The sequence below is a fragment of the Bradyrhizobium diazoefficiens genome, from assembly GCF_016616235.1.
In the GTDB taxonomy this organism is placed as follows: domain Bacteria; phylum Pseudomonadota; class Alphaproteobacteria; order Rhizobiales; family Xanthobacteraceae; genus Bradyrhizobium; species Bradyrhizobium diazoefficiens_H.
In genome coordinates, this window is sequence record NZ_CP067100.1 from 5,608,296 (window position 1) to 5,630,442 (window position 22,147).

Sequence of the window (22,147 nt, forward strand, 5' to 3'; positions counted from 1 at the left end):
GAAAGATTACAGACGCGGTTCTCGGCCACGTAAAAAGAGCGGCGCCCGAAGGCGCCGCTTCAGAACCGCGATCGTTTTCGCGCCCTCAGGCCGCGCGGACGTCGGCCAGGAACTTGCTGACCTCGGTCTTGAGCCGATTCGAATCGTTCGACAGCATCTGCGCCGCCGACAGCACCTGCGAGGAGGCTGTGCCGGTTTCGGTCGCGCCACGCTGCACGTCGGTGATGTTGGAGGAGACCTGCTGGGTGCCCTGGGCCGCCTGCTGCACGTTGCGGGCGATCTCCTGGGTCGCTGCGCCCTGCTCTTCCACGGCAGCCGCGATCGCCGAGGAAATTTCCGACAGACGCTCGATGGTCGAGGAGATCTCCTTGATGGCACCGACCGAATCATTGGTCGCCGCCTGGATGCCGGAGATCTGCTGGCCGATCTCGCCGGTCGCCTTGGCAGTCTGTTCGGCGAGCGCCTTCACTTCGGAGGCGACCACCGCGAAGCCGCGGCCGGCCTCGCCGGCGCGCGCCGCCTCGATGGTGGCGTTGAGCGCCAAAAGGTTGGTCTGGCCGGCAATGGTGTTGATGAGCTCGACGACGTCGCCGATGCGGGAGGCGGCCTTGGAGAGCTCGCTGACGCGCTCGGTGGTGGCACGGGCCTGACCGACGGCATCGCCCGCCATCCGCGCCGATTCCTGCACCTGGCGGCTGATCTCGCCGACCGACGAGGCCATCTCCTCGGTCGCCGAGGCCACCGACTGCACGTTGGTCGAGGCTTCCTCCGAAGCGCCGGCAACCGTGGTCGCCAGCCGCTGGGAGCGGTCGGCGGTCGAGGTCAGCGTCGAGGCGGAGGCCTCTAACTGGCTTGAAGCCGACGACACGGTCTGCACGATCTCGCCGATCATGGTCTCGAATTCGCGGGTGATGTCGTCGACGCGGCGGCCGCGCTCGATCTTGGCTTCGGCATCGGCCGCGGCGGCCTCGTCCGCTGCCTTCTTGGCAATCAGCGCCTCCTTGAACACCTGGAGCACGTCGGCCATGGCGCCGATCTCGGTCTTCTCACCGCGATGCGGGACCTCGGCAGAGAGGTCGCCCTCGCCCAGCGCCTGCATCGGCACGGTGATCGAGTTGATGCCGCTGGAGACATCGTGGACGAGGTAGAAGCCGACGCCGATGCCGGTCACCACGGCAGCGCCGAGAATGACCGAGACCAGCATGAATGCATTGAAATAGCTGTCGGAGGCATCCTGAGCGGCTTTGTTGCCGCCGCTGGTGTTGAGGTCGATAGCCTTTTGCAGGACCTCGTCGGACTTGAGGCCGATCTTGTTGACCGTCTTTGTGTTCAGCTCATGGGACCCGTGTGGGACCTTGCCGGCCTCCATCCGTGACAGCTCCATGACCTCTTCGGCGCCCCTCTGGTAGTCGGCCCACAGCTTGGACCATTCGGTGTACAGCGCGCGCTCTTCCGGCGAGCTGATCATCGCCTCGTACTGCTTGCGAGCTTTCCCCAGCGCCTCCGTCACTGTTGCCGCGGTCGATTCTACCGCAATCTTCTCGTCCAGTTTCTCGGTCAGCATGTGCTCGCGGACCACGTTGCGGTAGGTGATGACGGCGGCGCGAATTTCGCCGAGCACCCGCACGCTGGGCATCCAGTTCGCTGTGATGTCAGTGGTACTGGCGTTCATCGACCGCATCTTCGTCACGGCGAGCAGGCCCATGCCGGTCATCGCAACCAGCAGGAACGCCACGACACTGATGATCTTGGCGCGGATGGAGATGGTGGCGAGCATGAACAGTCTCTTTGTGTTGGCGCGGCGCGTGGCCTGGAAACGAGTCAACCGAAAGCTTGCGGCGCCGGCATCCAACAGCAAAGCAACTGAGCAGTTGTTAACTACGACTCCGTACGAGTACGGAACGCGAAAGAGATGAACAGGGGACTAAGAATGCCCTGCGTTCAGCGCATGAGCCCAAGCGCGTCGGAGAAAAACGCGGGACCGCCGAAATTGCCTGATTTCAGGGCAAGCAGCATGTCGCCTGCCTCGGCTCCCACCGCGCGCAGCACGGGCACGCCCGCCGCGATTTCCGCGCCGACGAGAAAGCCGGGAATCCGCAGCCGGTCAACTACGGCCCCGGACGTCTCGCCGCCCGCGACGATCAGGCGGCGCACGCCCGCCTGCACCAGGCCGTCGGCGATGTCGGCCATGGCCTGCTCGATCGCATGGCCGGCCGCGTCGCGGCCGTGGCGAGCCTGGAGCGCGGCAACCTGCTCCGGGGTCGAGCTGGATGCGATCAGGACCGGGCCGTCGGCGAGCCGCGGCCTCGCCCAGCCGAGCGCACGCTGCGCTTCGTCCGTGCCGGCGACAATCTGCTCGGGGTCGAGGTGTAACACCGGCATGACACGTTCGGCATTGGCGATCTGCTGGAGCGTCGCCTGCGAGCAGCTTCCGGCCAAGCAGGCCGCGGGACCGCCGACCGCAGCGCCGGCTTCGCTGCTCGCCGCAGCCAATTTGACCTTGCCCGTCGATACCAGCGCTCGCGCCAGCCCCAGGCCGATGCCGGAGGCGCCGACCGACAGCCGATGTTCGGCGGCCACGAGACCGATGGTTTCGAGGTCGCGGTCGAACACGGCGTCGATGATCGCCGCACCAATGCCATTGCCCACGAGATCGGCCAGCCGGGCCCGCACGGCATCTGCGCCGCGCGTGACGGTGGCGAGATCGACCAGGCCGATTTGCGTCCTGCTCTGGCGCGCCAGCACCCGCACCAGATTGGAATCGTGCATCGGGTTGAGCGGATGGTCCTTCAGCGGGCTCTCGTTCAGCGGCACGGCGCCGACGAACAGATTGCCCTGGTAGACGGTGCGGCCAGTCTCCGGGAAGGCTGGCGTCACCAGAACGATGCCCTCACCGCCATCGGCGCGCAGCGCATCCATGACCGGGCCGATATTTCCGGCGTCGGTGGAATCGAAGGTCGAGCAGATCTTGAACAGCACGTGGCCCGCGCCGCGACCGCGCAGCCATTTATCCGCCACGCGCGAGCGCGATACGGCAAGGCCCGCTTCGATCGAACGGCTCTTCAGGGACACCACGACAGCGTCGACCTCGGGCAGCGCCAGATCGTCGGCGGGTATGCCGATGGTCTGCACCGTGCGCAGGCCCGCGCGCGTCAGCGTGTTGGCGAGATCGGAGGCGCCGGTGTAGTCGTCGGCGATGCAGCCCAATGCCAGCGTCACGGCTTCACTCCTGCGTAGGGCTTGAACCAGGCGAGGCCATCGGTGGTTTTGCCGCGCGGATTGTATTCGCAGCCGACGAAGCCGGGATAGCCGAGCCGGTCGAGCTCTTCGAACAGGAACGGATAATTCAGCTCCTCGCCGTCGGGCTCGTTGCGTGAGGGAATGCTGGCGATCTGGATGTGGCCGATGATCGGCATCATCTCGCGCAGCCGCATGGTGACGTCGCCGTGGATGATCCCGCAGTGATAGATGTCGAACTGGAGCTTGAGGTTCGGAAGCCTCAGCTCCTGGATCAGGTCGCGCGCAAAGCCGAAATCGTTGAGGAAGTAGCCGGGCACGTTGCGCGGATTGATCGGCTCGATCACGATGTCGATGCCGTGCGGGGCGAAGAATTCCGCGGCCCACGCCACCGACTTGTAAAAGGCCTCAATCGCGACGCGCTCGCCGCGATTGGCGATGCCGGCCATCAGGTGCAGCCGCTTGACGCCGGTCGCCTTGGCGTAAGGCAGCGCGGTCTCCAGGCTCGCCTTGAGATCATTGAAGCGCGCGGGCAGCGCCGCAAACCCCTTCTCGCCGGCATTCCAGTCGCCCGGGGGCAGATTGAACAGCGCCTGCGTCAGGCCATTGCGCTTGAGCCGCTCGCCGATGGCTTCGGCCGGATGCTCGTAAGGAAAGAGAAACTCGACCGCGGTGAAGCCGGCCTGGGCTGCGGCATCGAAGCGGTCGAGGAACGGCACCTCGGTGAACATCATCGAGAGGTTGGCGGCAAAACGGGGCATTGGAAATCCTCTTGATTACTTGTCGCCGGGAAGCTTGACGCCGGTGACTTGCGCATACATGCGCGCCACCGAAGCATCGTCGTCGCGGCCCATGCCGGCGGCTGCCGTCATCAGGAACATCTGGAGGGCGGCGGCGGAGACCGGGACCGGGAATCTGGCGCTGCGCGCCATGTCCTGGATGATGCCGAGGTCCTTGACGAAGATCTCGACTGCGCTCTTCGGCGTGTAGTCGCCGTCGAGCACGTGCGGCATGCGGTTCTCGAACATCCAGGAGTTGCCGGCCGAGGCCGTGATCACCTCGTAGACCTTGCGGATGTCGAGGCCCTGTTTGGCCGCGAACGCCATCGCCTCCGAGGCGGCTGCGATGTGCACGCCGGCCAGAAGCTGGTTGATCATCTTGAAGGCGGCGCCCTGCCCTGCGGCATCGCCGAGCTCGTACAGTTTTGCGGCCATGGCATCGAGCGCAGGCCGTGCTTTTGCAAAGGCGGCCGGGCTGCCGGAAGCGAGGATCGTCAGCTCGCCTTGCGCGGCGCGCTGCGCGCCGCCGGATATCGGTGCGTCCAGATAGTGCCGGCTGGTCGCGTCCAGCTGTTTTGCCAGACGCCGCGCCACGTCGGGATCCATGGTGGCGGAGGATATGAAAACACTGTCCTTCGGCATGGTCTCGGCGGCACCGTCCTTGCCGAACAGGATCGCCTCGGTCTGCGCAGCATTGACGACGACGCTGACGACGATATCCGCGCCCTTGGCCGCTTCGGCCGGCGTCGTCGCGCCGGCGCCGCCGTCCTTCACGAAGCGCGCCACCGCATCAGCCGAAACGTCGCAGCCGGTGACGGCATGGCCGGCCCGCTTCAGCGAGGTCGCCATGCCAAATCCCATCGAGCCGAGCCCGACGACGGCGATACGCTGATTTTGTGACGTGGAGGCGGCCATGCAACTAACCCTTCAACTGACCCTTGCGAACGTTTCCCGGACGGCCGCCCTTCGCGGCGGCTCGTCGCCTCGAATAACACGGCTTGGCCGCGCTGCCAAAGCGTGAGACAAGCGGGCATGACGGCCATGAGAACTGAAACGAGCAATGAGACACGGCTGCGCGAGGACATCTGCCGGTTCGGACGATCCCTGTTCGAGCGCGGGCTGACGCCGGGCTCCTCCGGCAATATCAGCGTCCGCCTGGACAGCGGCGGCTGGCTGGTGACGCCGACCAATGCCTCGCTCGGCTTCCTCGATCCCGCAAAACTGTCGCGGCTGGACGATCAGGGCCGGCTGGTGTCGGGCGACGCTCCGACCAAGGAGGTTCCGCTGCACACCGCGCTCTACGACACGCGCAGCAGTGCCCGCGCGATCGTGCATCTGCACTCGACCCATTCGGTCGCGCTCTCGATGCTGCCCGAGATCGACCCGCGCGCCGCGCTGCCGCCGATGACGGCCTACTATCTGATGAAATGCGGCGCCACCGCGCTCGTGCCCTATTACCGCCCCGGCGATCCCGCGGTTGCCGATGCAATCAAGGGACTGGCGGGAAAGTACTCGTCCGTGCTGCTCGCCAATCACGGCCCCGTGGTTGCCGGCGACACGCTGGAAGCGGCGGTGTTCGCGACCGAGGAGCTGGAAGAGACGGCGAAGCTGTACCTGCTGCTGCGCGGGATGAACCCGCGCTATCTGTCGCCGGAGCAGGTGAAGGATCTGGTGCAGGTGTTCGGGGTGACGCTGCCGGAGCATGGGCACCGGGAATGACCGATCCGGCGCGGCCTACACCGGGTGAGGTAGAGGCGGCGGCCTGCCTTCTCCACGAAATAGGCTTACGCCATCACTGGTGGTCTCCGTACAAGAAGACATACGATGAACTAGCCGCAACTGATCCGATCGGAAAGGAAGAGTTCGACGCAATCGTCGAAGCGGTGTTGCTGGCGGCGGCGAAGGCAAGACTCGGTTAACAATCGCAGCCCACCTGAGTACTAACCACACACACCGCCGTCATCCTGAGGTGCGAGCCTTGCGATGCAATTGCATCGCAAGGTGAAGCCTCGAAGGATGGGCTACGGGCGCTTGCGGCTCATCCTTCGAGGCGCGCAAGGGCGCGCACCTCAGGATGACGGCGGAGCTTGTGGCGACAGTCCAGAAAGCTACAGCCCCAGATACGCCTTCCTCACGTCCGGATTACCCTTGATCTCGCTCGCTGCGCCCTGCATCAGCACGCGGCCGGTTTGCAGGATGTAGGCGCGGTCGGCGATCTCGAGGCACTCGGCCATGCGCTGCTCGACGATCAGCACCGTCATGCCGGCGTCGCGGATGCGCAATACCGCCTGGAAAATTTCGTCGACCAGTTTCGGCATGATGCCCTGCGAGGGCTCGTCCAGCATCAACAGGCGCGGGCGTGTCATCAGCGCGCGGCCGATCGCCAGCATCTGCTGCTCGCCGCCGGAAAGCGTCTCGGCGCGCTGTTCGAGGCGCTCGGACAGGCGCGGGAACAGCTTGAAGACGAGATCGAGCGGGCCCTCGCGATCCGCCTCGCCACGATAGAGATAGCTGCCGAGGCGAAGATTGTCGCGTACCGACAGGCGCGGGAACAGGCGGCGGTTCTCCGGCACATAGGCGATGCCGGTGGCGGTGATATGATGCTGCGCCATGCCGTCGAGGCGCTTGCCGTCGAACGTCACCGTGCCGGAGCGCGGACGCTCGGCGCCGGCGATGGACTTGAGCAGCGTCGACTTGCCCGCGCCATTGGCGCCGGCAACGCAGACGATCTCGCCCTTCTCGACCTCGATCGAGATCGCGGAGATCGCGACCAGGCCCTGATAGGCGGTCGTGACTTCATGCACTGATAGCATGACGATCTCCCAGATATGCGCTGATCACCTTGGAATCGCGGACGACCTCCGCGGGCTTGCCTTCGACCAGGACCTTGCCGAGATCGAGCACGATGGCGCGGTCGACCAGCGGCATTACGATCTCCATGACATGCTCGACCATCAACACGGTGATGCCGGCATCGCGCACCTTGCGCACCAGCGCCACGCCGGTCTGCGCTTCGGTCGGCGTCAGGCCGGTGAGGACTTCATCGAGCAGCAGCAGTTTCGGCTCGGTCGCGAGCGCACGCGCGACTTCGAGGCGGCGTTTTTCGGCCGGCACGAGGTCGCTCGCGAGCACGTCGGCGCGCGCGGCAAGGCCGGTGAACTCCAGCACCTCATGCGCCTTGCGCCGCGCCTCGCGCATCACCGTGTTGCGGACGAGCGCACCGACGATGACGTTGTCGACGACGGTCATGGTCTCAAAGCTCTTGACCACCTGGAAGGTGCGGCCGACGCCGCGCTGGCAGCGCTCGGCCGCCGGCATTTTCGTCACGTCCTCGCCGTCGAACCAGATAGAGCCTTGTGTCGGCGGCAACACGCCCGCGATCAGATTGAACAGCGTCGACTTACCGGCACCGTTGGGGCCGATCAGGCCGACGATCTCGCCGCGGCCGACCGAGATCGAGACGTCGCTGTTGGCGACGAGCCCGCCGAACCGCTGCCAGACGCCGCGGGTTTCCAGGAGCGCGGTCATCGCGTGGCTCCTTTTGCTTTCGCACGGGAGAACAGGCTCACCAGCCCCTGCGGCAGGGCCAGCGAGATCGCGACGATCAGCGCGCCGTAGACGATCAGGTCGACACCGCGGCCGGAGCCGCCGATATAGGAGCGCGTCAGCTCGGTCATCGGGATCAGGATGGCAGCGCCCAGCACCGGGCCCCAGAGGGTGCCGATGCCGCCGAGCACGGCCGGCAGCGCCATCAGCAGCGAAAACTGGAAGCCCATCACGCTCTCAGGATCGATATAGGCGAGGAACTGCGCATAGAAGGCGCCGCCGATGGCGACGAGGAAGGCAGAGACGGCAGCGGCGCCCATCTTGGAATTGAACACGACGACACCGAGGCTTTCGGCCGCTTCCGGATTGTCTTTCACCGCGCGCCACCAAAAACCCCATTTGGAGTCCTCCAGCCACCAGGTGACGAACCAGGCGAGGCTGCACAGCGCCAGCGCGAAATAGAAGTATGGCAGCTTGCTGCGCATGAACTGGAATTTCAGCCAGCTGTCGCCGCGCACCGGAATGGTGATTCCCATCGCGGCCCCCGCCCATTCCCAATTCTGGAACAGGAGCAGACCTATTTCGGCAATGACGATGGTCGCAATCACGAAGTAATGGCCGCGCAGCCGGAAGAAGGGATAGCCCAGCCCCATCGCGATGACAGCCGCGATCACGCCGCCGGCGAGCATGCCGAACCATGGCAGCACGCCGAACTTGGTGAACAGTAATTCGGTCGCGTAGGCCCCGATGCCGAAATAGAGCGCGTGTCCCAGCGAGATCTGTCCGCAATAGCCGGACAGAATGTTCCAGCTCTGGGAGAGCGCCGCATACATCAGGGTCAGGATCAGGATGTTCTGGACGTAGACGTCCTTCACGACCAGAGGTGCGAGTGCGGCGAGCCCGGCCAGCACTGCGGCGATGATGAGGTCGCGGCGGCGCCGCGCGGCAAAATTCTTGTCCATCACATCTGTCCGAACAGGCCGCGCGGCCGGATGAAGACCACGAGCAGATAGACCGCGTAGATGCCGACCGACTTCAACGAGGGCGGCAGCACCAGGGCGGTCGTGGCTTCGACGAGGCCGACGACGATGCCGCCAGCGAAGGCGCCGAACACGCTGCCGAAGCCGCCGAGTGCGACCGTGACGTAGGCGATCAGGGCAAAGGAGGCGCCCACGTCGGGATAGATGTAGAAGAACACCGCCATGATCGCGCCGGCAAGGCCGACCAGCGCGGCACCAAGGCCCCAGCCGAGCGCGAACACGCGGTTCTTGTCGATGCCGACCAGCGCCACCGCACCTGGATCTTCACGGGTCGCTTCCAGCGCGCGGCCGAAGTCGGTGCGGTGGATGAAGACATAGAGACCGGCGAAGGCCGCGATCGCGACCAGCGCGCCGATCAGCTGCGGCTCCGGCAGGAAGATGCCGGCGACCGAGATGGTCTTGCCGCCGGCCCAGGAGTGCGGGATGCTGCGATAGTCCGGAGTGAACAAGAACTGCGCGAGGCCGCGCATCACGATGGCGAGGCCGAAGGTGGAGAAGATCTGCACCATCCCGGCATTGGCCTTGGCCCGCATGGCGAAGCGGACGATCAGCAAGTAGACCACCGCTCCGAATACGAACAGCGCGGCGGCGACCAGCGGCGCCGACAGCAACGGATCGATCGCGAAGAATGTGAACAGGAAGAAGCTCACATACATCGCGATCATCAGGAACTCGCCATGGGCGAAGTTCACGACGTCCATCAGGCCGAAGATCAGCGCGAGGCCGACCGCGATCAATCCGTAGAGCAGGCCCATGAGCAGGCCGCTGGCGAGACTCTGGATAATGGCTTGGGCTGTCAAAAGTCGTCCCCCGAAATAGATCCTCATCCTGAGGAGCGCACACGAGCACGCGTCTCGAAGGATGGCCCAGCCCTCGTCCTTCGAGACGCGGGCTGCGCCCGCTCCTCAGGATGAGGGCGGGAGCTACGTGAGCTCCCGCTTTCCCAATCTTACTTCATCGGCCAGGTCGCTTCCGCGATCGCGGCCTGCGGCGGGAAGATGGTGACGAACTTGCCGCCGATATATTGCAGCAGCACCGGGTCGGCGTCGTTGTTCTGGCCCATCTCGTCGAACTTGACGCGCTTCCAGGGCATGATGGTCTGCTCGCCCGGGATGTCGGTGGCCGCCAGCGCGTCGCGTATCTTCTCGCCGTCGGCCGACTTGGCACGGTTGATGGCGTCGGCGAGGATGATCAGGCCCATGAACTGGCGCGAGGTGAGGTCGTTGAAGTCCTTGCCCGAGCGCGCCTTGAACATCTCGTTGATCTTGCCGACCATCGGGCGCTTCTGCGCGAGATCGAGCGAGAAGGTGCCGCGCGAGATCACGCCTTCGAGCTTGTCGCCGACGGCGTCGTAGAGCGCCTTCTCGGAGAAGCCGGCGTCCTGCGCCACGATCGCATTCGGCTTGTAGCCGAGCTCGGCCATGGTCTTGACCAGGAGGATGCCGTCGGTGGTGTAGCTCGAGGGCATCAGCACGTCGGCATTGGCGGTCTTGAGCTGCTGCACTTCGGCCGAGAGCGAGGGCGAGTTGGCGCGGTACTTGATGTCGGTGACGATCTTGTAGCCGCGCTCGCCGGCGATCTTGGCCTGGGCGTTGCCGGAGTCGGTACCGAAGATGGTGTCTTCGTGGAACAGCGACAGCGTCTCGATCTTGGTGCCCTTCTTCTTCATGGCATCGAAGAAGTCGAACATCGCGGCCGAGTACATCTCGTCATGCGGGGCGGCGCGGAAGTAATATTTGAGGCCGCGGCGGTGCAGGCTCGGCGAGGAATTGTCGGCGGAGACGAACGGGATCTGGTAGCGTTCGCAGATCTGGCTGACGGTGACCGCCACCGCGCTCTGATAGGTGCCGATGATGGCGGAGACCTTCTCCTGCGTGATCAGGCGCTCGGCCTCGGCACGGCCCTTCTGCGGATCGGCCTGGTGGTCGGCGAAGACGAGGCGGATCTTGGCGCCGCCGAGGCCCGGCAGGCCTTCGCCCTTGGCCAGCGGCAGGTCGAAATCGGTGTCCTTGTTGATGACCTCGAGCGCGGTCTCATAGGCTTTCTGCGCGTCGACGCCTTGCTGCGCGCTGCCGCCGGAGAACGGGTAGATCACGCCGATCACGACTTCCGAGGTCTGGGCACGTGCAGCAAGCGGCACCAGTGCAGCAGTAGCGGTGGCACCCAGCAGCACGCCGCGGCGAGAGATCGTCATGGCAAAGTCCCCTGTTACGAATTTCAATTGATCGAATGAAGCGATTGGCGGCTAGCGTAAAGCCCGAAGAAGCAGCAAACGCTGCCTCCTAAATCACGGCCATGTTTCTGTTCTTCAGATCCGTCACCAGCATCAGGCCGGGCGAATGCGTGATCGCGAACGGGAGCTTGGCGGCGTTGATCACCGATTGCGGCGTGACGCCGCAGGCCCAGAACACCGGGATCTCGTCATCGGCAACGGGCACGGGATCGCCATAGTCGGGCTTGGCGATGTCCTTGATGCCGATCAGATGCGGATGGCCGAGATGCACGGGCGCACCGTGCACGGCGGGATAGCGCGAGGTGATCTGCACCGCGCGGATGGCATCGGCCGGCTTGAACGGGCGCATCGACACCACCATGGGACCGGCGAACGGGCCGGCCTCGCCGCAGGCGATGTTGGTGCGGTACATCGGCACGCGCACGTTCTGCTCGATGTGACGGATCGGCATGCCCTCGTCGAGCAGCGCCTCTTCGAACGAAAATGAGCAGCCGAGGACGAAGGTGACGAGATCGTCGCGCCAATACTTGGTCACATCGGTCGGCTCGTCGACGACTTCGCCGTCGCGCCAGACGCGGTAGCGCGGCACGTCGGTGCGGATGTCGAGGTCGGCGCCGAGCGAAGGGATGTGCGGACTGCCGACATCGGACATGCCGATGATCGGGCACGGCTTCGGATTGAGCTGACAGAAGCGGTGAAATGCACTGGCGTATTCCGCCGGCAGGATCGCCAGATTGCCCTGGACGAAGCCGGGGGCGACCCCCGCGGTAGAGCCGATCTGGCCGCCGCGATAGGCGAGCCGCGCCTGGCGGCTCGGAAGCATGTCGGGTGTTTCAGTTTGCTGCACTGCCAACAAAACAGTCATGTGGTTGACCTGCCTATGAACTCGACAATCCTAGCCAACATCAAGCATACTATAAAGTCTAATCGTCCTTTCTAATCGCTATCGATAAAATTGTTTTATCGATCAGGAGAATCCCTCCGATGCTGGACTTCAGATCGATCGAAACCTTCCTCTGGGTTGTGAAGCTCGGCAGCTTCCGTGGCGCCGCCGCTCGGCTCAATACGACCCAGCCGGCGATCTCTCAGCGCATCGCCCTGCTCGAACGCGAAATGGGCATCAAGCTCCTGAACCGCGATCATCGCGTGGCGTCTCCCACCCCGAGCGGCCGGCAGATGATGGTCTATGCCGAGAAGCTGATCGGCCTGCGCGCTGCGATGATAGCCGAGATCGGCGATCGTTCTGCGATGCGCGGCGTGATGCGGCTCGGCGTCGCCGAGACCATCGTGCACACCTGGCTGCCGCGCCTCGTGAAGAGCATGAACGAGGTCTATCCGAACCTGTCGCTGGAGATCGAGGTCGACATCACGCCGAACCTCGCCGCGCGCCTGCTCGCACAGGAGATCGAGCTTGCCTTCGTGGTCGGGCCGCTGTCAGCCTCGGGCGTGCACAATCGCGTGCTCGCCGATTACCCGATCGGCTTTCTCGCAAGCCCGTCACTCGGGCTCGGCGATGGCCCGGTGACACCCGCCGATCTCGCGCGGTTTCCGATCATCACCTTTCCGCGCAAGACCAGACCCTATGAGGTCGTGCGCGAGGTGTTCGACCGGCCCGACTTGCCGCCGATCCGCCTCCACGCCTCTGCCTCGCTCGCCACCGTGATCCACATGGCGGTGGAAGGCCTCGGCGTCGCCGTGATTCCCGACGCCATCGTCGAGAACGAACTCGCCGACGGTCGGCTGCAGTTGCTCGACACCGATCTGGAGATCGCGCCGCTGACGTTTACGGCAAGCTGGCTCGCCTCGCCCGACGTTGTCGCCGTGCAGCGCGTCGCCGAGCTTGCATGTCAGATTGCGCAGAGCAGCCTCGCGGTTGACGCGCCCGCGCTGGCGCGTCATTGAAAAAGGCGCCGGACAAAAAGAGAGAACGACCGCATGAGCCGAGCCGCCACCAATCTGCAAATCGATTCCGCCCGCCTCTGGGGCTCGATCCACGAGACCGCGCAATTCGGCGCGACGGCCAAGGGCGGCGTGCGGCGGCTGACGCTGAGCAAAGAAGACAAGCAGGTGCGCGACTGGTTCCGCAAGGCGTGCGAAGATGCCGGGCTCGAAGTGCATGTCGATGCGCTCGGCTCGCAGTTCGGTCTGCGCAAGGGGCGCGACATGTCGAAGCTGCCCGTCGGCATCGGCTCGCATCTCGACACCCAGCCGACCGGCGGCAAGTATGATGGCATCCTGGGGACGCTCGGCGCATTGGAAGTGATCCGCACGCTGAACGATGCCGGCATCGAGACCGAGGCGCCGATCTGCGTCGTCAACTGGACCAACGAGGAAGGCTCCCGCTTCGCGCCGGCGATGATGGCGTCGGCTGCTTACGTCGGCGATTTCACCACCGATGACATTCTATCGCGCAAGGATATCGATGGCAGCACCGTCGGCCAGGCGCTCGACAGCATCGGCTATCGCGGCGACAACCCGGTCGGCTTTCAGAAGCTCGGCTGCTTCATCGAGTTGCACATCGAGCAAGGCCCGATTTTGGAAGCCGAAGGCAAGACTATCGGCGTAGTCGATTCCGGCCAGGGCGTACTCTGGTACGACGGCAAGATCTCCGGCTTCGAGAGCCACGCGGGTTCGACGCCGATGCCGCTGCGGCGCGATGCGCTGGCGACGCTCTCGGAGATCGTGCTGGCGATGGAGACCATCGCGAAGAAGCATGGGCCGAACGCGGTCGGCACCATCGGTGAGGCCGTGATCGCAAATCCCTCACGCAACGTCATCCCCGGCGAGATCGCCTTCACCATGGACTGCCGCAGCGCCGATGGCGCGATCATGGATGCGCTCGACCGCGATCTGCGCGCGGCGATTGCCGAAATCGCCGCGCGCCGCAAGGTCGAGGTCAAGATCGACCTGGTCTGGCGCAAGCCGCCGACGCATTTCGATCCCAAGCTGGTCGCAGCCGTCGAGAATGCGGCCAAGACGCTCGGCTATTCCTCCCGCCGCATCACCTCCGGCGCCGGTCACGATGCCTGCAACCTCAACACCGTCATGCCGGCGGCCATGGTGTTCGTGCCGTGCAAGGACGGCATCAGCCATAACGAGCTGGAGGATGCCACGCAGCCCGATTGCGCCGCCGGCACCAACGTGCTCATGCATACCGTGCTGGCGATCGCCGGCGTCGCGTCCTGACCGGAGAGAGCCATGCGCGGAGTTTTCGTCGACGCCAGCGAAGCCCTCGCCGTGATCATGGAGCGGCTGGAGCAGCTTGACGATCCCAAGGTGCGGATCAACCGGGACCCGGACATCAAGCCCGAGCAATATCCTGAAGTCCTCGACGGCGCCGAGATCGCCATCGTCGATCACACCGCATTGCCGACCGAAATCGCGAAGAGGTGCACAGGGCTGAAACACGTCGTGTTCCTCGGCACCGGCGCGCGCAGCTACATGAACCCGGAGGAGCTCGCCGAGCTCGGCATCGCCGTGCATCTGATCAAGGGCTATGGCGACACGGCTGTCGCAGAGTCCGCGATCGCCCTGATGTGGGCCTCGGCCCGTGTTATCGCGATGATGGACCGCGAGATGCGCGCCGGCAACTGGCTGCGCGAGGACGGCATGCAGCTGACCGGCAAGACGCTCGGCCTGGTCGGCTTCGGCGGCATCGCAGCTGAAGTCGCACGCATTGCCACCGGCAGCGGCATGAAGGTGATCGCCTGGAACCGTTCGCCGAAGAAGCATCCGGGCGTCGAGTTCACGGATCTCGATACGTTGCTGGCGCGGAGCGATGTCGTGTCGCTGCATCTGCTGCTCAACGACGAGACGCGCGGCATGATCACGCGAGAGAGGATCGCGAAAATGAAACCGGGCGTCATCCTCATCAACACCGCGCGCGGCGCGATCGTGGACGAAGCCGCGATGATCGACGCGCTGAAGTCGGGCCACATTCGTCACGCCGGCCTCGACGTCTTCAACATCGAGCCGCTGCCGGCGGACCATCCGCTGACGAAGATTCCGAACGTGACGCTGTCGGCGCATTCGGCGTTCCGGACGCCGGAGGCGAGCGAGAACCTGATTGAAGCGGCGTGGGTCCATTGCCGCCGGATCGTGAAAGGATAAGAGCAACAACAATGGCCGACTATCGCACCATCAAGGCAGAGCCGCTCACCAACGCCATCCGCGCTATCGTCAAGGCCGGCGGCTCCTCGGACCGCGAAGCCGAGCTTGTGTCCACTAATCTCGTCGAGGCCAATCTCAGGGGACATGACTCCCATGGCGTCGGCATGATCCCGCGCTACGTCCAGAGCGTCACCAATGGCGGCCTCGCTCTGAACCAGCACGTCAAGATCGTGCGCGACACCGGTCCGCTTCTCACCCTCGACGGCCTCACCGGCTACGGCCAGGTGATCGGCCATGAAGCGATGGAGCTGGCGGCCGAGCGCGCCAAGCGCAACGGCGTCTGCCTCGTCGGCCTCTCCAACTCGCACCATATCGGCCGCATCGGCCACTGGGCCGAGCAGTGCATCGACCACGGGCTGGTCTCGATCCACTTCGTCAACGTGATCTCGCGCCCGATCGTGGCGCCCTGGGGCGGCAGCGATGCGCGCCACGGCACCAACCCGTTCTGTGTCGGTATTCCCCGCAGGGCCAAGGACCCGATCGTGCTCGATTTCGCCACCAGCAGGATCGCGCAAGGCAAGACCCGCGTCGCCCACAACAAGGGCGTCGAACTCGAGCCCGGCACCATCATCGACAATGAAGGCAAGCCGACGGTCAATCCGCGCTACACCGTGATCCCGCCGTATGGCGCGATCCTGCCGTTCGGCGAACACAAGGGTTCGGGGCTCGCGCTGGTGTGCGAAATCCTCGGCGGCGCGCTCTCCGGCGGGCAGGTGGTCAAGGGTCCGTCCGACGGCAAGTACAACGTCCTCAACGGCATGCTCTCGATCATCATCGACCCGGACAAGCTCGGCACCGGCGAAAACCTCGCGCGCGAGGTCGAGGATTTCGTCGCCTGGCACACCGGCTCGCCGCCGGCTCCCGGCGTCGACAAGGTCAGGATCGCCGGCGAGCCCGAGCGTGAGACCAAGAAGACGCGGCTCGCCGAAGGCATTCCGGTCGATCCGACCACCTGGCAGGAGATTCTTGAGGCCGGAAAGAAGTTCGGGCTGGATCACGCGGCGATCGAGAAGATCGCAGGGTAGGTAATCACAACCGCTGTCGTCCCGGACCAGCGCAGCTCCGGACAACGCGGAGCGTTGTCTAGAGCGGAGCGCCGATCCGGAACGCGATGGCGGAGCCTAGCTCTCGCGAGTCCCCGCTAATCCACCATCTCGGCAACCGCCTTACCGCAGGCGGTGGTGTCGGCATTGCCGCCGAGGTCCTTCGTCCGCAGCGTGCGCTCGGCCAGCGTGCGTTCGATCGCCTCGACGATCGACTTGCCGGCGACCTTCTCGCCGAGATGCTCGAGCATCATCGCGCCCGACCAGATCATGCCGATCGGATTGGCGATGCCCTGCCCCGCGATATCGGGCGCCGAGCCATGCACCGGCTCGAACACCGAGGGGAAATCGCCCTCGGGATTGATGTTGCCTGACGGCGCGATGCCGATGGTGCCGGTGCAGGCGGGGCCGAGGTCCGACAGGATGTCACCGAACAAATTGGAGCCGACCACCACGTCGAACCAGTCCGGATGCAGCACGAAGTTCGCGGTGAGAATGTCGATGTGGTACTTGTCCCACTTCACGCCCGGGAACTTCTTCGCCATCGCCTCCACGCGCTCGTCCCAATAGGGCATGGTGATGGAGATGCCGTTCGACTTGGTGGCCGAGGTCAGGTGCTTCTTTGGCCGCGACTGCGCGAGCTCGAAGGCGAACTTCAGGATGCGGTCGACGCCGATGCGGGTCATCACCGTCTGCTGCGTGACGAATTCACGGTCGGTGTCCGGGAACATGCGGCCGCCGACGGAGGAATATTCGCCTTCGGTGTTCTCGCGCACCACCCAGAAATCGATGTCGCCGGGCTTGCGGTTCGCCAGCGGCGACGGCACGCCGGGCATCAGCCGCACCGGACGCAAATTCACATACTGGTCGAATTCGCGGCGAAACTTGATCAGCGAGCCCCACAGCGAGACGTGATCCGGGATCTTGGCCGGCCAGCCGACCGCGCCGAAATAGATCGCATCGTGCTTGCCGATCTTCTCTTTCCAGTCATCCGGCATCATCTGGCCGTGCTTCTCGTAATAGTCGTAAGACGAGAAGTCGAAATGGTCGAAATGCAGGGACACGCCGTGCTTCTTGGCCGCGGCCTCCAAAACGCGCAGGCCCTCGGGCATCACTTCCTTGCCGATGCCGTCGCCGGGAATGACTGCGATCCGGTATTGTTTCTTGCTCATCGAGAACGTCCTTGGTTGGTCCGGCAGCCGCCGCCTTTTTGACCGCACTGCAATGGACCAAACGAGGCGGCAGTGCAACGCTGCACTGCAATGTTGACCATGGCGCGACCAAGCGCCTACTGATTTCATCCAGTTTCTATCCCGCGAGTATCTCTCATGGATCTGCATCTGCGTGGCAAGCGCGTCCTGATCACGGGCGCGTCCAAGGGCATTGGCGCCGCCGCTGCCGAGGCCTTCGCTGAAGAAGGCGCGCATCTGTTGCTCGCTGCCCGCAGCGGCGACCAGCTCAAGGCGCTGGCGGACCGCCTGCGCTCCGCGTATCAGATCGATGCTGCGACGAGCATCGTGGATTTGCGCAAGGCTGAAGACGTCGCGCGGCTCGCCAGGGAGGCCGCCGACATCGACGTGCTCGTCAACAATGCCGGCGATATCCCCGGCGGCTCGATCGACAAGATCGACGAGGCGACCTGGCGCCACGCCTGGGAATTGAAAGTGTTCGGCTACATCAACCTCACGCGGCAGATTTACGCGCAGATGAAGGCCAGGGGCGGCGGCGTCATCGTCAACGATATCGGCGCGGCCGGGGAGAAATTCGACGCCAATTACATCTGCGGCAGTGCCGGCAATGCCGCGCTGATGGCCTTCACCCGCGCGCTCGGAGGAAAAAGCCTCGCCGACAACATCCGCGTCGTCGGTATCAATCCCGGCCCTGTTGGTACCGACCGTCACGTCACGCTGCTGAAGACGCGGGCAAAACATCAGTTCGGCGACGAGAACCGCTACAAGGAATTCCAGAAAGGCCTGCCGCTCGGCCGGCCCGCGCATGCGCGCGAGATCGGCGACCTCATGGCATTCCTTGCGTCGGATCGCGCCGGCTATACGTCCGGCGTGATCTACACGGTGGATGGCGGCATCAGCGCTGGGTGGGGTTAGGTTCGTTATTGCAAAGCAACAGTGAGCTAGGAGTGAAATAATTGTCTCAAGACCTGATCCGCGAAACCGCCTGCACCGTCGTGGACAAGCTGCGCTCGGGCGACGTCTCGCCGCTCGAACTGCTGGATGTGGTGCAGAAGCGCGTCGAGGAGATCGACGGCAAGGTCAACGCGCTGCCGACGCTGTGCTTCGATCGCGCGCGCGACAATGCCAAGGCGCTGATGCTGAAGCCGGCCGGCGCGCGCGGCCTGCTCGCGGGCCTGCCGGTGCCGATCAAGGACCTGACCGATGTTGCGGGTGTCCTGAACACCCAGGGCTCGCCGATCTTCAGGGACAACATCCCCGCAACGTCCGACCTCATGGTCGAGAATCTCGAAGGCAATGGCGCGGTCGTCTACGCCAAGTCCAACACGCCGGAATTCGGCGCCGGCGCCAACACCTTCAATGAGGTGTTCGGCGCAACGCTCAATCCCTGGGATACGTCGAAGTCGGCCGCGGGCTCCTCGGGCGGCGCCGCCGTCGCGCTCGCCACCGGCATGGCCTGGCTCGCCCAGGGCTCCGACATGGGCGGCAGCTTGCGCAGCCCTGCGGCGTTCTGCGGCGTCGTCGGCATGCGCCCGAGCATCGGCCGCGTCGCGCATACCCCGAAATCGGCGATCGATCGCAATCTCGGCGTGGTCGGCCCGATGGCGCGCAACGTCGAGGATCTCGCGCTGCTGCTGGATGCCATGAGCGGCGACTATGCCGCCGACCCGCTGTCGCTGCCGGCACCTCTGACCTCTTTCCTGTCGGCGGCGCAATCCGGCAAGAAGCCGAAGCGCATCGCCTATTCCCCTGATCTCGGCATCACGCCGGTGGACCCGGAGGTGAAAGCGATCACGCGCAAGGCGGCGGGGCGCTTCGCGGAAGCCGGCGCGATCGTTGAGGAGGCGCATCCAGACTGGCGCGAGGCACATGAATGCTTCCACGTGCTGCGTGCCTTCGACTTCGCGATCACCAAGGCCCATCTGCTGCGCACCAGGCGCGATCTGCTCAAGCCCGAGGTGATCTGGAACATCGAGGAAGGCCTCAAGCTGACCGTCGAGCAGCTCGCGCGCGCCGAGACGCAGCGCGTCGGCATGACCGCGCGCGCCATCGACTTCTTCAAGACCTACGATCTGCTACTGACGCCGACCACGATCGTGCCGCCCTTCCCGATTGAGCATCGCTATGTCGCCCAATGCGCCGGCAGGAAATTCGAGAACTACGTCGAATGGCTCGGCATCGTCTACGCGATCACGCTTGCCTGCTGCCCGTCGCTGTCACTGCCCTGCGGCTTCACGGCTTCCGGGCTGCCGGTGGGCGTGCAGGTCGTCGGCGCCCCGCGCGCGGATGCGCAGGTGATCGCGGGTGCAAAGGTGCTGGAGGATATTCTGGGGCTGCGCGGGACGACACCGATCGATCCGAAGGTGACGAAGTAACCTCTTGCGTGGCCCGGACGCAGCGCAGCGCCCCTTCGGCGGTGCGCTGCAGAGCCGGGGCCCACGTCTCCACGACTTCCCGTGCATCCCTGGGTCCCGGCTCTGCGGTGCAGCGCTATCGCGCTGCACCGCAGAGCCGGGACACGCAAGGGGATCACCGCTCGCGCGTCGCTTCCAGGCTGCGGCTGTAGCGGGACATCGCGAAACAGAACACGAAGTAGATCGCGGCGACGAAGATGTAGACTTCGACCGAGAACTGCTGCCATGCGGGATCGATGATCGCCGTCTTCGCAGTCGTCAAGAGGTCGAAGATGCCGATGATCAGCACAAGGCTGGTGTCCTTGAAGAAGGCGATGAAGGTGTTGACCAGCGGAGGGATCACGTGGCGGATCGCCTGCGGCAGGATGATGAGCCGGTGCTTGCGCCAGTAGGACAGCCCCAGCGCGTCGGCCGCCTCGGATTGCCCGCGTGGCACGGCCTGGAGGCCGCCGCGGATGACTTCGGCAAGATAGGCGCCCGCGAACAGGATGATCGCGATCTGCGCGCGCAGCAGCTTGTCGATGTTGAACCCCGCCGGCATGAACAGCGGAAACATCACGCTCGCCATGAACAAGAGGCTGACCAGCGGCACGCCGCGGATCAGCTCGACATAGAGCACGCTGAGCGAGCGGATCGCCGGCAGTTTTGAACGTCGGCCGAGCGCCACGAGGATGCCGAGCGGGAAGCCGAATGCCAATCCAAAGGTCGCTAGGATCAACGTCACCGGCAACCCGCCCCAGCGGTCCTGCGAGACGAACGAGAGCCCGAATACGCCGCCCCACATCAGCACGCTGATCAGCGCCAGCGCGCCAATCCAGAGATAGGCCAGCTCCCGCCGCCACAGCGCGCGGCGGGTCGAGAGATAGAACAGCGCAATGAACAGCACGACCGACAGCGCCGGGCGCCACTGCTCGTCGAACGGATAGGTGCCGAACAGGATGAATCGGTACTTTTCGGGGATGATCGCCCAGCAGGCGCCGACGCCGCGCGCCGCGCGGCAGGCGCTGGAATCGCTCGCCGGCGTGATCCAGACAGCATTGGCGATACCCCATTGCACGAAGCTGAAGATGCCCTTGGCGAGCAGCGCCAGCAGCACGACCGTGAGGATGCCGTTCGGGATCGACGAGAACAAATTGGTGCGCAGCCAGCGCAACACGGGATTGCCGCCTTGCGGGCGCCGTGCTGTGCGTGGTGCATCGGGGATGTCGGTGATCGCCGTCATGCTCAGCGCTCCACCAGCGCGATGCGCGCGTTGTACCAGTTCATGAAGAAGCTGATGGACAGGCTAATGGTCAGGAACACCGCCATGATCAGCGCGATCGCTTCGATCGCCTGTCCGGTCTGGTTCAGCGTGGTGTTGGCGACCGAGACCACGTCCTGGTAGCCGATCGCGACCGCGAGCGACGAGTTCTTGGTCAGATTGAGATACTGGCTCGTCATCGGCGGCACGATGACGCGCAGCGCCTGCGGCAGGATGATCTGGCGCAGCATGAAGCTGCGGCGGAGGCCGAGCGCATTGGCGGCGTCCCACTGCCCGCGCGGCACCGACTGGATGCCGCTGCGCACGATCTCGGCGATGAAGGCCGAGGTGTAGGTGACGAGCGCAATCAGCAGCGCAAAATATTCCGGCGCGAGCGTCAGCCCGCCGACGAAATTGAAGCCATGCAGCTCCGGCCATTCGATTGTCCAGGACACGCCAAGCAAAAGCGAGACTGCCGCCGGCAGTGCAAAGACGAGACCAAGCGCGAAGGGCCAGGCCGGCCGCGGCCTGCCGTCGCGCATCTGCTCCGCGATCAACCGTCGCCGGATGACATAAAACACGACAAGCCCGAGCGCGGCCGTGCCGAGCACCCAGAGCTGCGGCGCTGCGATCGGGATCGCCGGCAGGATCAGGCCGCGATTGGACAGGAACACGCCTTCGACCGGCCGCCACGCCGCCCGCGCGGCCGGCAGCGCCTGCATCAGCACGTACCAGAACAGCAGTTGGAGCAGCAACGGGATGTCGCGCAGCGTTTCGACGTAGACGGCGGCGAGCCGCGACAACAACCAGTTCGTCGATAACCGCGAGATGCCGATCAGCGTGCCCAGGACAGTCGCGAGCACGATGCCGATCACGGCGACGCGCAAGGTGTTGGCGATGCCGACGACGAAGGCCCAGAGGTAACTGTCTCTTGGATTGTAGGCGAGCAGGCTGTCGGCAATGGGCATGCCGGCCTCGCGGCCGAGGAAGGCAAAGCCGGTCGTGATGCGGCGGGCCGTGAGATTGGTGACGGTATTGGACCAGAGGAAGGCGATGACCGCGACAGCGATGCCGACCACCAGCACCTGCCAGAACAGGCCTTTCAGCTCGCGGGGGCCCCAAGCACCGAACAAGCGGCGGCGCGGCGGCGGTCTCGGCGTGTCCGATGTCACAGCACAAAAATCCTTCTCAAGAGCAATGATTTCCGGCGGCGCACGTCAACTGTTGCACCAATCTCGAATTCATGCAACAAATG

Annotated in this window: 21 protein-coding genes; 8 read left to right on the forward strand and 13 right to left on the reverse strand. The window is 64.9% G+C overall.

The window, feature by feature from the left end; genetic code table 11:
- Window positions 1–85: 85 nt before the first annotated feature.
- The 4 genes from JJB99_RS26685 to ltnD form a co-directional block, all read right to left on the reverse strand.
- Entirely contained in the window at window positions 86–1,777 is a 1,692-nt protein-coding gene (locus JJB99_RS26685) for a methyl-accepting chemotaxis protein (RefSeq protein ID WP_200495229.1), read from the reverse strand.
- A 164-nt stretch (window positions 1,778–1,941) separates the two neighbouring features.
- Window positions 1,942–3,219 carry a 3-oxo-tetronate kinase gene (gene otnK, locus JJB99_RS26690; RefSeq protein ID WP_200495230.1) on the reverse strand — a complete coding sequence of 426 codons (1,278 nt, stop codon included), beginning with the start codon at window positions 3,217–3,219 and terminating at the stop codon, window positions 1,942–1,944.
- Window positions 3,216–3,998, reverse strand: coding sequence for a 2-oxo-tetronate isomerase (gene otnI, locus JJB99_RS26695; protein WP_200495231.1), 783 nt, complete (start codon window positions 3,996–3,998; stop codon window positions 3,216–3,218). Before otnI ends, otnK begins: the two co-directional genes overlap by 4 nt.
- A gap of 15 nt (window positions 3,999–4,013) precedes the next feature.
- Window positions 4,014–4,931 carry an L-threonate dehydrogenase gene (ltnD, locus tag JJB99_RS26700; RefSeq protein WP_200495232.1) on the reverse strand — a complete coding sequence of 306 codons (918 nt, stop codon included), beginning with the start codon at window positions 4,929–4,931 and terminating at the stop codon, window positions 4,014–4,016.
- Between the two features lie 117 nt (window positions 4,932–5,048).
- Here ltnD and JJB99_RS26705 point away from each other — a divergent pair, with 117 nt between their 5' ends.
- Together JJB99_RS26705 and JJB99_RS26710 are read left to right on the forward strand one after the other, a co-directional pair.
- Complete coding sequence (locus tag JJB99_RS26705) at window positions 5,049–5,735, forward strand: aldolase (protein ID WP_200495233.1); 687 nt, start codon at window positions 5,049–5,051, stop codon at window positions 5,733–5,735.
- Window positions 5,732–5,935, forward strand: coding sequence for a hypothetical protein (locus tag JJB99_RS26710; RefSeq protein ID WP_200495234.1), 204 nt, complete (start codon window positions 5,732–5,734; stop codon window positions 5,933–5,935). The genes JJB99_RS26705 and JJB99_RS26710 overlap by 4 nt, the downstream gene beginning before the upstream one ends.
- 189 nt (window positions 5,936–6,124) lie before the next feature.
- Here JJB99_RS26710 and JJB99_RS26715 read toward each other — a convergent pair whose 3' ends face one another.
- The 6 genes from JJB99_RS26715 to JJB99_RS26740 form a co-directional block, all read right to left on the reverse strand.
- On the reverse strand, window positions 6,125–6,829 hold the full coding sequence (locus JJB99_RS26715; protein WP_200495235.1) for an ABC transporter ATP-binding protein: 705 nt from the start codon (window positions 6,827–6,829) through the stop codon (window positions 6,125–6,127).
- A complete protein-coding gene (locus JJB99_RS26720; RefSeq protein ID WP_200495236.1) occupies window positions 6,813–7,544 on the reverse strand; it encodes an ABC transporter ATP-binding protein in 732 nt (243 codons plus the stop codon). The genes JJB99_RS26715 and JJB99_RS26720 overlap by 17 nt, the downstream gene beginning before the upstream one ends.
- Window positions 7,541–8,524: a branched-chain amino acid ABC transporter permease gene (locus tag JJB99_RS26725; RefSeq protein WP_200495237.1), complete on the reverse strand. Its 984-nt coding sequence runs from the start codon at window positions 8,522–8,524 to the stop codon at window positions 7,541–7,543. The genes JJB99_RS26720 and JJB99_RS26725 overlap by 4 nt, the downstream gene beginning before the upstream one ends.
- Window positions 8,524–9,357, reverse strand: coding sequence for a branched-chain amino acid ABC transporter permease (locus tag JJB99_RS26730; protein WP_246775330.1), 834 nt, complete (start codon window positions 9,355–9,357; stop codon window positions 8,524–8,526). Before JJB99_RS26730 ends, JJB99_RS26725 begins: the two co-directional genes overlap by 1 nt.
- A 194-nt stretch (window positions 9,358–9,551) precedes the next feature.
- Window positions 9,552–10,796, reverse strand: a complete 1,245-nt coding sequence (locus tag JJB99_RS26735) for an ABC transporter substrate-binding protein (protein WP_200495239.1) — start codon at window positions 10,794–10,796, stop codon at window positions 9,552–9,554.
- 88 nt (window positions 10,797–10,884) lie between these two features.
- The gene (locus tag JJB99_RS26740; protein WP_200495240.1) at window positions 10,885–11,700 is read right to left on the reverse strand and encodes a putative hydro-lyase; all 816 of its coding nucleotides are present in this window, start codon (window positions 11,698–11,700) and stop codon (window positions 10,885–10,887) included.
- A 119-nt stretch (window positions 11,701–11,819) separates the two neighbouring features.
- Between JJB99_RS26740 and JJB99_RS26745 the strand changes: the two genes are divergently transcribed.
- Genes JJB99_RS26745 through JJB99_RS26760 form a run of 4 tightly spaced genes read left to right on the forward strand, consistent with a single transcriptional unit; the run spans window position 11,820 to window position 16,030 of the window.
- On the forward strand, window positions 11,820–12,737 hold the full coding sequence (locus tag JJB99_RS26745) for a LysR family transcriptional regulator (RefSeq protein ID WP_200495241.1): 918 nt from the start codon (window positions 11,820–11,822) through the stop codon (window positions 12,735–12,737).
- Window positions 12,738–12,770: 33 nt separating this feature from the next.
- Window positions 12,771–14,021, forward strand: a complete 1,251-nt coding sequence (locus JJB99_RS26750) for a Zn-dependent hydrolase (RefSeq protein ID WP_200495242.1) — start codon at window positions 12,771–12,773, stop codon at window positions 14,019–14,021.
- 12 nt (window positions 14,022–14,033) lie between these two features.
- Window positions 14,034–14,945 (forward strand): NAD(P)-dependent oxidoreductase, encoded by a 912-nt coding sequence (locus JJB99_RS26755; RefSeq protein ID WP_200495243.1) that lies wholly within the window; start codon window positions 14,034–14,036, stop codon window positions 14,943–14,945.
- Window positions 14,946–14,956: 11 nt separating this feature from the next.
- Window positions 14,957–16,030, forward strand: coding sequence for a malate/lactate/ureidoglycolate dehydrogenase (locus tag JJB99_RS26760; RefSeq protein ID WP_200495244.1), 1,074 nt, complete (start codon window positions 14,957–14,959; stop codon window positions 16,028–16,030).
- 116 nt (window positions 16,031–16,146) lie between these two features.
- On the opposite strand, the gene JJB99_RS26765 is transcribed toward JJB99_RS26760, so the two are convergent.
- Window positions 16,147–17,220, reverse strand: coding sequence for a tartrate dehydrogenase (locus JJB99_RS26765; RefSeq protein ID WP_200495245.1), 1,074 nt, complete (start codon window positions 17,218–17,220; stop codon window positions 16,147–16,149).
- A 156-nt stretch (window positions 17,221–17,376) separates the two neighbouring features.
- Between JJB99_RS26765 and JJB99_RS26770 the strand changes: the two genes are divergently transcribed.
- A complete protein-coding gene (locus JJB99_RS26770; protein WP_200495246.1) occupies window positions 17,377–18,153 on the forward strand; it encodes an SDR family oxidoreductase in 777 nt (258 codons plus the stop codon).
- A 41-nt stretch (window positions 18,154–18,194) separates the two neighbouring features.
- On the forward strand, window positions 18,195–19,613 hold the full coding sequence (locus JJB99_RS26775; protein WP_200495247.1) for an amidase: 1,419 nt from the start codon (window positions 18,195–18,197) through the stop codon (window positions 19,611–19,613).
- Between the two features lie 154 nt (window positions 19,614–19,767).
- On the opposite strand, the gene JJB99_RS26780 is transcribed toward JJB99_RS26775, so the two are convergent.
- A complete protein-coding gene (locus JJB99_RS26780) occupies window positions 19,768–20,874 on the reverse strand; it encodes an amino acid ABC transporter permease (protein ID WP_200495248.1) in 1,107 nt (368 codons plus the stop codon).
- Between the two features lie 2 nt (window positions 20,875–20,876).
- The gene (locus tag JJB99_RS26785) at window positions 20,877–22,064 is read right to left on the reverse strand and encodes an amino acid ABC transporter permease (RefSeq protein WP_200495249.1); all 1,188 of its coding nucleotides are present in this window, start codon (window positions 22,062–22,064) and stop codon (window positions 20,877–20,879) included.
- Between the last annotated feature and the right edge of the window lie 83 nt (window positions 22,065–22,147).